We start from the raw sequence: 11,744 nt of genomic DNA, 5'->3' as shown, positions 1-11,744 counted from the left end.
AAGCCTAGAGCTGCGGGATCGGGTCGCCGCCGCCCGCGCCGCCCGGGACGACGAACGATTCGCCTCCCTGGACGCCGCGGTCGGGCGACTCGTCGCCCGGTTCGGTGGACTCCCGGAGGACAAGATCGTCGGTTTGCGGGCGCTGGCGGCATCCCAGGGGATCGACGACCCCGCGTTCACGCTGCGGATCCGGCGTCATCGGGCCCTGCCTGCCGGATCGCGGAGCTCCGCCACGGAGGCCTCGGCCGGCGCGATCCCCGCCGAGGTACTCGGCCAGGTCCGCGCAGATCTCGATGAACTGGGCCGGATCACCGGAAGCACCCCGCCCCGGAGCCTGTTCGACCTGATCGGCGTGCGGCCCGGCACCGGCCGGGCGGAGATCCGAGCGGTGCGTGATGCGGCGCTCGTCCGCAACCGGGCCCGTCGGCCGGACCGCCGGCGGGCACTGCTCGACGATCTCCTGGCCGCGGTCGGTGCGCTGCTGGTCGACGGCGAGCCGGACGCCTACCTCGATGCGCTCGCCGTGACGACGACCGAGCGGTTGCGCCCGCGGGTGGCCGCGGCCGTTCTTGTGGAGGACGTGCTGCTCCCCGTGGAGGCCGCGGCGCTGGTCGCCGAGGCGGAGGCGGACGGGCTTGACGCCGCCCGGGCGAGGGGGGTGGTCACCGCCCTCGCCCGGGAGCACAGGGTGCTCCCCTCCCCGTCCCCGTGGGCATCGCCGCCGACGACCTCCGGGCGTCCGGAGGCCGCACCGGACCGGCCGTCGGCGCCGCGCACCGCAGTCGACGAGCTTTCCGCCGCTTCGGACCTGCGGCTGGAGCACGACCGGCTACGGTGGACCTGGCCCGCGGGCTGCACGGAGATGATGCTCGCCTGGCGGGTGGACGCTCCGCCGGTCGGCGCGGATGATTCACAGGCACAGGTGCGTAAGGTGACCAACACCCGTTACGAGATCGACGGCGGAGTCCCGTTGCCGGCGACGCGACCCCTGTATGTGGCGCTCTTCGGTTGTCTTCGGGAGTCGGGACGGCTGGTTGTGGCGACCTTGGCGGCGCCCGGGGCGCGGATCCGGCTGGATCCGGACGGTCCGGTGGCGTCGGCATCGGGCGGGGCGTCTAGGTGAGGGCCCGGTGGCTGGTGGCCGTGCTCGTCGCGGCGTGTGGCTTCTACCTCGGGCTGATCGGGTGGAGGGGAATCCAGTTGCTCGGCGACGATCGCTGGGCGGCCCGTGGACTCGGTCTCGGTGTCGTGCTGCTTCCGCTGATCGGCGCCGTCGTCATCCTGCGTGAGCTGCGTTTCGGCCGCGATACCGAGCGGCTTGCCCGGATGTTCGACGTAGCCGCGGATGCGACGGCTGACGTCGAGCCTGGCACCGCCCGCGGCTTCGACCCCGACCCCGGCGCCCGAGCCGACGAGCCGGTTTTCGTGCGCCGGCCGTCGGGCCGGATCGACCGCGCATCGGCCGACGCCGCGTTCGCCCAGCGTCGGGCGGAGGCGGCGCCGGGCGAATGGCGTCGCTGGTACCGGCTCGCGGTCTCCTATGGAGATGCCGGGGACACCCGCCGGGGACGCGCCGCGATGCGTCACGCGATCGCCCTCGAGCGGCACTTCCGCGGGTGACCGTGCCCCGTCCCCTGGCGGTGGATTGCTCATCCAATGCAGGTGGATCCGGCACGGCTATTGACATCTCCCGGAGGGAGCCGGGCACCCTCGGTGACAGGAAATTATATCGTATTGACCGCGGCGAGGAGGGAGACTGAGCCGGGGCCGCGTACTAACGCGTCGATGACCTGTGTACGATGCCGCAGAGAGTCGGCGTTGTCGGCCATCAGACTACTGGGGGGTAGTGTGGTGTTCGTATCCTGTTGCCATTCGAGACGGGTCCAGCAGCGTCCATGCTGAGCGCCCCCGGCGGGTGAGCAGTCACTGATCTCCTGATCTCCGATCAATTTGATGCCCCTTTCCCCCGATCCTCCAACCTGGCCTCGCGGCGCGATCTGATCCGATGCGCCGCCTCCTTCGCATGGCTCAAGGGAGGCCGCCCGTCGTCGCCGGACTCCGGACAGCGATCGACGGGCACTCTCCGGGGTCCTCTGTATTCCAGATCCGGGAGCACACGACGTGCGTGCGATAGTGACCGGCGGCGCCGGTTTTCTGGGCAGTCATCTCTGTGAACGCCTACTGGGCGGCGGCTACGAGGTCATCTGTTTCGACAACTTCCTCACCGGCCGGCCGGAGAACGTGGAGCATCTGCTCGCCGATCCACGTTTCCGCCTGGTCAACCGGGATGTGAATGATTTTATTTATGTTTCCGGTCCGGTCGACGTCGTGTTGCACTTTGCATCCCCGGCATCTCCGGTGGATTACTACGAGCTGCCGATCGAGACACTCAAGGTCGGTTCGCTCGGTACCTTCCACGCCCTTGGCCTGGCGCGACAGAAGAATGCTCGGTTCCTGCTCGCCTCGACCTCGGAGTCCTACGGCGATCCACAGGTAAATCCCCAGCCGGAAGGCTACTGGGGCAACGTGAACCCGGTCGGCCCACGCAGTGTGTACGACGAGGCCAAGCGCTTCTCCGAGGCGGTGGCCATGGCCTATCGGCGCAAGCACGGCGTCGACACCGGTATTGTTCGCATCTTCAACACCTACGGCCCGCGGATGCGGGTCGACGACGGTCGCGCCATTCCGGCCTTCATCTCCCAGACGCTGCGGGGCGAGCCCATCACGGTCGCCGGTGACGGAACCCAGACCCGGTCCATCTGTTATGTCGACGACCTGATCGACGGCATCGTCCGACTTCTGCACTCGGACCTGCCCGGGCCCGTGAACATTGGGAACCCGCACGAGATGTCGATCCTCGACACCGCGGTGCTCGTCCGTGACCTGTGCGGATCGACGGCGCCGATCACCTTCGTCCCGCGGCCCCAGGACGACCCTTCGGTACGCCAACCCGACATCACCCTCGCCCGGACCCTCCTGGGCTGGGAACCGAAGACGAGCCTGCATGACGGGCTCACCCGGACGATCTCCTGGTTCGCCGGCCAGCTCGCGGAGAGCCGTCAGGTCGCTTGACCGGCGTCAAGGTGTCCCCCCGGATACCGAGCTTTCCGGGGACGTGGCTTTCTGTTTGCGGGGGGAGGGCTCGCGATGGCCGGCACCACGCCGTGTGCACCGCCGTGTTACGTGAGATCGGTGGCATTGGTCCGCAACCCGCCGAGGATGTCAGCGCCACGTACCTGCCGTGCGCGCTCAGGTCGAGACGGGGCCTTCGCCGCCGATGCGTGGGCGAACGGCGACCGGCCCGGGATGTCCGCGGCAATGGTGACCCGAGAGTTCCCGTGGCCCCGCCACCTCCCGGACATATCTTCTTCCCGGGCATCTTCTTCCGGGACGTGGACCGCCGGCCCCGGGTGCCGTGCGCGCGGTTCTTGCCACCGGCCGTGCACTACCCGACGCTGGCGCTGTGACCGGACCGGGGCTCCTGCTCGCGCCGATCGCCTGGTTCACCGGGATCGCCGTCGTCCCCGGGATCGCCGAGGCCGCTACCAGGTCGGCGATGCACCAATCTGGGGATTATGTTCTGCTGTGCCTGATGTTCGCCGCCCAGTGCGGGCCCGTGCCCATCGCGGTGTTCGCTGCCCGAACGGCCGGGACCGCGCGGTCCAGCCGAAGGGCACCGGCGCGACGGGCGTGGTCGTGGCGCCGATCCCAGGTACGGATCCTAGCCGTCGTCGGGTTGATCCCGCTGCCGGGATCGGTTGTTCCGGGCCGGAATGGAGCACCTGTGGCGAGTTGTTTCAGTTGATCACGAAGAAGTGGATAACCGAGCTATGACGTCGACGAGTCGAGCCGAGACGGTCCTGGTGACCGGGGCGACGGGGTTCATCGGCTCCCATACTTGGGTGGACCTGCTCGCCGCGGGTCATCGGGTAATGGGAGTGGACAACTTCGCCAACAGCTCACCACGGGTGCTGGGCAGGCTGCGTAAGGTGGTGGACGGCGACATCGACTTCGTGCGGCTCGATGTCCGTGACCGGGCGGCGCTCGGTGACGTGTTCCGCCGATGGAAGATCGATTCCGTTATTCACTTCGCCGCTCTCAAGGCCGTCGGCGAGTCGGTCGACATCCCGCTGGAGTACTACGACACGAACGTCAACGCGACGTTGGGCCTGGTCTCCGTGATGGCGGAGCACGGCGTGCGCCGGCTGGTCTTCTCGTCCTCGTGCGCAATCTACGGAGCGGCGGCCAAGGTACCGATCGCCGAGGACACGCCGGCCCGCCCGACCAATCCCTACGCGCGCACCAAGTGGATGTGCGAGCAGATCCTCGCCGACCTCTGCGCCCGGGATCCGTCCTGGCACGTGACGTCCCTGCGATACTTCAACCCCACCGGGGCGCACGAGTCGGGCCTGCTCGGCGAGGACCCCCGTGGGGTACCGAATAACGTCATGCCCTACCTGGCCCAGGTGGCGGTCGGCCGGCGCCCGGAGCTGTCTATCTTCGGCGACGACTACCCCACGTCCGACGGCACGGGCGTACGCGACTACATCCACGTGGTCGACCTGGCGGAGGGCCATCGACTCGCTCTCGATCATCTTGATGACCAGGCGGGACATCGGGTCATCAACCTCGGGACCGGCGCTGGCACCTCCGTGCGGGAACTGCTCGCGGCCTTCTCCGCGGCCTGCGCTCGTGATCTCCCCAGCCGCGTCGTGGCGAGGCGGCCGGGGGACGTCGCCGCACTGGTCGCCGACGCGGCGCTCGCCCGTACGGCGCTCGGCTGGTCAGCCCGCCGGGATGTCGCGGACATGTGCCGGGATGCCTGGGAGTTTCAGCGTCTCAATCCAGGGGGGTACGACGATGAGTGAGGAGGAGTCTGATGAGCTCGTCGGACAGCCTTGATGATGCGGCGGGGCCCGGAACCGGGCCTCGCCCACGCCTGACCGTCATCGGCACCGGGTATCTGGGGGCCACCCACGCGGTGTGCATGGCGGAGCTCGGCTTCGAGGTGCTCGCCGTGGACGTCGACCATTCGAAGATCGAGCGGTTGTCCGCGGGGGAGATCCCGTTCTTCGAGCCCGACCTCGCTGACCTCCTGCGCGCGAACCTCCGGACCGGACGGCTGCGTTTCACCACCTCCTTCGAGGAGATCGCCGAGTTCGGCGACGTGCACTTCGTCTGTGTGGGCACCCCCCAGCGTGTCGACGGTTACGGGGCGGACCTGGGCCACTTGCACGCCGCCATCGAGCGCCTCGCGCCGCTGCTGACCCGGCCGTGCCTCGTGGTCGGCAAGTCGACGGTGCCGGCCGGCACGGCTGCGGGGCTAGCCCGGACAATCGCGCAGCTCGCCCCGGCGAACCGCCCGGCCGCGGACGAGACGGCGCTCGGCGTGGCGGGGGCCGGCGGGTTGGGCCGCGTCGAGGTGGGCCATGACGGGCTGGGCCATGACGAGGTGGACGAACCCGCCGACATCTCCAGCGATCTTGCTGGCGTCCAGCTGGCCTGGAACCCGGAGTTCCTCCGGGAGGGCTTCGCGGTGGCCGACACCCTGCGACCGGACCGGCTCGTCTTCGGTGTCGCCTCCCCGGCTGCGGAAGGAGCGCTGCGGGCGGCCTTCGCGCCGGTGATCGCCCAGGGGGTGCCGGTCATCGTGACGGACTACGCGACGGCCGAGCTGGTGAAGACGGCGGCCAACTCCTTTCTCGCGACGAAGATCTCCTTCATCAACGCGATGGCGGAGGTGTGCGAGGCGGTCGATGCCGATGTCCTGACGCTGGCCGAGGCGCTGTCCCACGACGTGCGCATCGGCGGGAACTTCCTGCGTCCGGGGGTGGGGTTCGGGGGCGGCTGCCTACCTAAGGACATCCGGGCCTTCCAGGCCCGCGCGGACGAGCTCGGGGTCGGTGCGGCGCTGCGTTTCCTGCGCGAGATCGACGAGATCAACAATCGCCGCCGGGACCGCGTGGTGGACCTGGTCACCGCGGCCCTGGACGGCACGCTGGCCGGCCGGCGCCTCGTCGTGCTGGGCGCCGCGTTCAAGCCCAACTCCGACGACGTGCGGGACTCCCCGGCGCTCGCGGTCGCGGGGCTGCTGGCCGGGACCGGCGCCGAGGTGACGGTCGTGGATCCGGTCGCGACGCACAACGCCCGGCGGGCCCTGCCCGGCCTCGCCTACAGCGACTCCGTCGAGGCCGTGGTCGAGGGGGCCGATGCGCTGGTCCTACTCACCGAGTGGCGCCAGTTCGCCGACCTGGACCCGGCCCGGCTCGGGGCCGTGGTCCGGCGCAAGGTCATGGTGGACGCCCGGCACGCGCTCGACGCCGACCAGTGGCGCCAGGCCGGATGGGTCTACCTGGCCCCCGGCCGGCCGACCGGCATCATCCCGAGCTCGTTGCCGGAGCAGCGGCACCGGAGGGACGGACCGCCGCCGGCGCCGGCCGAGCAGCGCGGCGAGGTGGGTGCGCGGCTCGCGGAGGTCGAGGCGCGCGCGGGGCACCCGATGTGATCGGCGGGGATGGGGCCCGGTGGAACGGGCCCCATCCCCGCCGTGGGACCGCTCTCCGGCCGTGAGGGCAACGAGCCCCACGCGATAGGCTGTCGCTCATGCGTCTCCTCGCTCGACATCGGTGACTGCCACCCGGCTTCGCGGTTGACCGTGCCCGGGGTGGCAGGTGCCCGTCCGTTCGAGATGATGAGGAGATTCCGCGGCGATGAGTGACGCGCCGATCGTCCGTCCCCTGTCCGTGAGCGGGTTTCCCGAGTGGCTGCCCGAGATCCGTCTCGTCGAGCAGCGCTGGCTCGACACCATCCGGGCGACGTTCGAGCGGTACGGCTTCTGCTCGGTGGAGACCCCCTCGGTCGAGGCGCTCGAGGTGCTGACCGCGAAGGGGGAGACCTCCCAGGAGGTCTATACGCTGCGCCGCCTGCAGGCCGACGCCGACGACGACAGCGCCCGCCTCGGCCTGCACTTCGACCTCACGGTGCCCTTCGCGCGGTACGTGGCCGCCCACTTCAACGACCTCGTGTTCCCGTTCAAGCGCTACCAGATCCAGCGGGTGTGGCGGGGGGAGCGTCCGCAGGAGGGCCGCTTCCGCGAGTTCACCCAGTGCGACATCGACGTGATCAATGTTGATCAGGTGCCCCTGCACTTCGACGCGGAGCTTCCCCGCATCGTGCATGAGGTCCTGGGCACCCTCGGCGTTCCGCCCTGGACCCTCAACATTAACAATCGCAAGGTGCTCCAGGGCTTCTACGAGGGCCTGGGCATCGGCGATCCGCTGGCCGTCATCCGGGTCGCTGACAAGCTCGACAAGATCGGCCTCGCGGGAGTGGAGGGGCTGCTGACCACCGCGGTCGGGCTCGACCCGGACCAGGTGTGCGCCTGCCTGGAGCTCACGGGCATCCGGGGCTCCGATCCCGGCGTCGTCGAGGAGGTACGCCGGCTCGGGGTGAAGTCGGACCTGCTCTCCGAGGGGCTCGACGAGCTCGCCGCGGTTCTCGATGATCTCGGCGATCTCGCCGACCTGCCCGCCGGCGGCGTGGTCGCGGACCTCTCGATCGCCCGCGGTCTCGATTACTACACCGGGACCGTCTACGAGGCGAAGTTCGTTGACTGGCCGGACTTCGGCAGCATCTGCTCGGGGGGGCGGTACGACAACCTTGCCGGCTCCTTCATCCGCCGCAACCTCCCCGGCGTCGGGATCTCGATCGGCCTCACCCGCATCTTCGCCAAGCTCTTGGCCGAGGGCCTGCTCACCACCGGGCCGTCCAGCCCCGCCGACGTGCTAGTCGTGATCCCCTCCGCGCCGCGCCGTGCCGCCGCCCTCGCGACGGCCGCCGAGCTGCGCACCCGGGGGCTGCGGGTGGAGACCTACCACCAGCCGGACAAGGTGGCCAAGCAGGTCCGCTACGCCTCCCGCAAGGGCATCGGATTCGTCTGGTTCCCGCCCTTCGACGATGGCCGGGCGCACGAGGTGAAGAACATGGCCACCGGGGACCAGTCCGCGGCGGATCCAGCGGCCTGGACCCCGGCCGCGGGCTGACCGGCGGGCGTGCCGCCGCGCCATCGCCGGGAGGCTGCCCGTCGTGACGTGGCCGGGCGGCCGGGGATTGACGGGGGCGGAGATCCCCGGCCGCGCCATGCCACGCCGTGAGGGCGGGCACTGCGACTCCTCGTCGCTGGGGACTGACGAGGCGTCCACCTCCGGTGTACCACGCGGGTTGTGACTGCCAATCCCCGCGCGTCGATCGGGTAACCGGACGGGTAAGTGGATGCCGACACGATCCCGGTTGGGCGATTGCTGGCCCGGTCGGGTGATTGCAGGCCTGGCGTCCGGGTGCATGCCGCCGCCGGGTGAGGTCCCCGTATCCCGGCGGACGGGCGCCGTCTACCGTGGGAGGAGTCCGCCAGCGACCGGGCAACGGGTCCCGTGCCCAGATGATGGAGGTGGCAGTGTCGCAGCCGACGCCCGAACCGGCGTCCGGGCCGACGTCCGTGCGGCTTCGGGTCCAAGTGATCGCCAAGACCGAGTTCATCCCCCCGGACGACGTGGCCTGGAGCACCGACGCCGACGGCGGTCAGGCCCTCGCCGAGTTCGCCGGGCGGGCCTGCTACCAGAGCTGGAACAAGCCGAATCCGGCGACCGCGACCAACGCCGGCTACCTGCGGCACATTCTCGACGTCGGGCATCTGTCCGTGCTCGAGCACGGGACCATATCGCTCTATCTCACCGGGGTGTCGCGCAGCCTCACCCATGAGCTGGTTCGGCACCGGCACTTCTCCTACAGCCAGCTCTCCCAGCGTTACGTCCCCGAGCGGGACGCCGCCGTGGTGGAACCGGAGGTCATCGCAGCCGATCCGGAGCTGCACGCCCTGTTCCAACAGGCCGCGGCGGCCTCGCTGGAGGCCTACGGGCGTCTGCTGGAAGGTCTGGAGAAGCGGTTCGCCGACGTTTCCGCGCCCACCTCACGGCGCAAGCAGGCGCGCCAGGCGGCCCGGTCGGTGCTGATGAACGCGACCGAGACCCGGATCGTGGTCACCGGGAACTACCGGGCGTGGCGGCACTTCATCGGGATGCGGGCGAGCGAGCATGCCGACGTGGAGATCCGCGGGCTTGCCGTCGCCGCCCTGCGGGAGCTGCTCCGGGTGGCGCCCAACGTGTTCGCCGACTTCCGGATCTCGACGCTGGACGACGGCACCGAGGTCGCCTCCAGCCCGCTGGTGGGAGAGGGCTGAGCGCCGGGCCTCCCCGCCGCCGGCCGCCCATTGATTTGTCGGGAGAAAGAGGCCCATTGATTTGTCGGGAGAAAGAGAAAGAGGACAGCCGATGACGAGCGTCGTCGACGCCGAGCGGAGCGGCGCGGATCCGGCCGCGGGGCCGTTGTCCCCGGCGGAGCTCGATCTCATCCACGCCTACTGGCGAGCGGCGCACTATCTGTCCGTCGGGCAGATCTACCTGCTCGACAATCCCCTGCTCACCGAGCCGCTGCGTCCGGAGCACGTCAAACCGCGCCTGCTCGGGCACTGGGGCACGACTCCCGGCCTGAACCTCATCTACGCCCACTTGAACCGCGTGATCCGGGCAAAGGACCTGAACGCCATCTACATCATCGGTCCGGGTCACGGCGGTCCCGGCATCGTGGCGAACGCCTACCTGGAAGGCACCTACAGCGAGGTCTACCCCTCGATCGGCCGGGATGCGGCGGGGATGCGGCGGCTGTTCCGGCAGTTTTCCTTCCCCGGCGGAATCCCCAGCCACGTCGCGCCGGAGATTCCCGGGTCCATCCATGAGGGCGGCGAGCTCGGTTACGCGCTGACCCACGCCTACGGCGCGGCCTTCGACAATCCCGACCTGGTGGTCTGCGCCGTCGTGGGGGACGGGGAGGCCGAGACGGGCCCGCTCGCGGCGAGCTGGCACTCCAACAAGTTCCTCGACCCGGGTCGCGACGGCGCGGTGCTGCCGGTCCTGCACCTCAACGGTTACAAGATCGCCAATCCGACGATCCTGGCCCGCATCCCCGAGCAGGAGCTGACCGCGCTCCTGCGTGGCTACGGTTACCATCCGTACTTCGTGGCCGGGGACGACCCGGCCGCGGTGCACCAGCGGATGGCGGGCGTCCTGGACGCCGCCGTCGACGAGATCCACGAGATCCAGGACCGGGCCCGCCGCCACGGCCGCACCGAGCGCCCCACCTGGCCGATGATCGTGCTGCGGACCCCCAAGGGGTGGACCGGGCCGGCCGTCGTCGATGGCCTGCCGGTCGAGGGCACGTGGCGGTCCCACCAGGTGCCCGTCGCGCAGCTGCACGACAACCCCGGGCACCTGGCCCAGCTGGAGGCGTGGCTGCGCTCCTACCGGCCGGAGGAGCTCTTCGATGCCGGCGGAGCCCTGCGGCCCGAACTCGCCGCGCTCGCCCCTCGCGGTCCCCGGAGGATGAGCGCGAACCCGCATGCCAACGGGGGCGAGCTGCTGCGTGATCTGACCCTTCCTGACTTCCGCGACTACGCGGTCGACGTCACCGCCCCCGGGACCACCCTTGCCGAGCCGACCCGGGTCCTGGGCGCGTTCCTACGGGACGTGATGGCCGCCAATCCGAGCACCTTCCGGGTGATGGGCCCGGACGAGACCGCCTCCAATCGGCTGGCTGCGCTCTTCGAGGTGACCGACCGCGCCTGGAACGCCGGGACGGAACCGACGGACGAGCACCTGGCCGTGGACGGCCGGGTCATGGAGGTGCTTTCCGAGCATCTGTGCCAGGGCTGGCTGGAGGGCTATCTGCTCACCGGCCGGCACGGGCTCTTCTCCTGCTACGAGGCGTTCATCCACATCGTCGACTCGATGGTCAACCAGCACGCGAAATGGCTGAAGACCACCCGGCACATCCCGTGGCGGCGCCCGATCGCCTCGTTGAACTACCTGCTGACCAGCCACGTGTGGCGGCAGGACCACAACGGCTTCTCCCATCAGGACCCCGGGTTCATCGATCACGTCGTGAACAAGAAGGCCGAGGTCGTCCGGGTGTACCTGCCCCCGGACGCGAACACCCTGCTCTCCGTCGGCAACCACTGCCTGCGCAGCCGGCACTACATCAACGTGATCGTGGCCGGCAAGCAGCCGGCGCTGAACTACCTGTCGATGCCGGCGGCGATCGCCCACTGCACCCGTGGCCTGGGCATCTGGGATTGGGCCAGCAACGACCACGACGCGCCCGGCGACGGGCTGCCGGATGTGGTGATGGCCTGCGCCGGGGACATCCCGACCCTGGAGACCCTCGCCGCGGTGGACATCCTGCGCCAGCACTTCCCCGACCTGAAGGTGCGCGTCGTCAACGTCGTCGACCTGATGTCCCTGCAGGACGAGGCGGAACATCCGCACGGCATCTCGCACGCCCGCTTCGACGCGCTGTTCACCACCGACCGGCCGGTCATCTTCGCCTACCACGGCTATCCCTGGCTGATCCACCGGCTGACCTACCGGCGGCACAACCATCACAACCTGCATGTCCGTGGCTACATCGAGGAGGGGACGACTACCACCCCGTTCGACATGGTCATGCTGAACAACCTCGACCGGTTCCACCTGGTGGCGGACGTCATCGACCGGGTACCGAGCCTGGGCGCCCGCGCTGCGCACGTCCGGCAGCAGATGGTCGACGCGCGGCTCGCGGCCCGGACCTACACCCGGGACCACGGCGAGGACGCCCCGGAGATCCGGAACTGGACCTGGCCCTACTGAGTCCCGCCC

General features: G+C 70.0%; 7 protein-coding genes and 1 pseudogene. All 8 read left to right on the top strand.

The genetic code is table 11. The features are described from left to right. Positions 1-1,123, top strand: a pseudogene (locus tag AC08OJ_RS14775) (hypothetical protein); the annotation flags it as partial. Further along, positions 1,120-1,620 carry a hypothetical protein gene (locus tag AC08OJ_RS14770; protein ID WP_476593513.1) on the top strand — a complete coding sequence of 167 codons (501 nt, stop codon included), beginning with the start codon at positions 1,120-1,122 and terminating at the stop codon, positions 1,618-1,620. The pseudogene AC08OJ_RS14775 and the gene AC08OJ_RS14770, both read left to right, overlap by 4 nt. 501 nt (positions 1,621-2,121) lie before the next feature. Then, entirely contained in the window at positions 2,122-3,072 is a 951-nt protein-coding gene (locus tag AC08OJ_RS14765) for a UDP-glucuronic acid decarboxylase family protein (protein ID WP_476593512.1), read from the top strand. 758 nt (positions 3,073-3,830) lie between these two features. After that, complete coding sequence (galE, locus tag AC08OJ_RS14760; protein WP_476593510.1) at positions 3,831-4,868, top strand: UDP-glucose 4-epimerase GalE; 1,038 nt, start codon at positions 3,831-3,833, stop codon at positions 4,866-4,868. 11 nt (positions 4,869-4,879) lie between these two features. Then, positions 4,880-6,505, top strand: a complete 1,626-nt coding sequence (locus tag AC08OJ_RS14755) for a UDP-glucose dehydrogenase family protein (RefSeq protein ID WP_476596006.1) — start codon at positions 4,880-4,882, stop codon at positions 6,503-6,505. Between the two features lie 205 nt (positions 6,506-6,710). Further along, positions 6,711-8,042 (top strand): histidine--tRNA ligase, encoded by a 1,332-nt coding sequence (hisS, locus tag AC08OJ_RS14750; RefSeq protein WP_476593508.1) that lies wholly within the window; start codon positions 6,711-6,713, stop codon positions 8,040-8,042. A 395-nt stretch (positions 8,043-8,437) separates the two neighbouring features. After that, positions 8,438-9,235, top strand: a complete 798-nt coding sequence (gene thyX / locus AC08OJ_RS14745; protein WP_462185757.1) for an FAD-dependent thymidylate synthase — start codon at positions 8,438-8,440, stop codon at positions 9,233-9,235. A 91-nt stretch (positions 9,236-9,326) separates the two neighbouring features. After that, positions 9,327-11,735 carry a phosphoketolase family protein gene (locus tag AC08OJ_RS14740; RefSeq protein WP_476593507.1) on the top strand — a complete coding sequence of 803 codons (2,409 nt, stop codon included), beginning with the start codon at positions 9,327-9,329 and terminating at the stop codon, positions 11,733-11,735. Positions 11,736-11,744 lie beyond the last annotated feature (9 nt).

The organism is Frankia sp. CgKIO3 (genome assembly GCF_977946435.1).
Note: the sequence above shows the minus strand (reverse complement) of the source record. Positions and strands in the feature narration are given on the sequence as shown.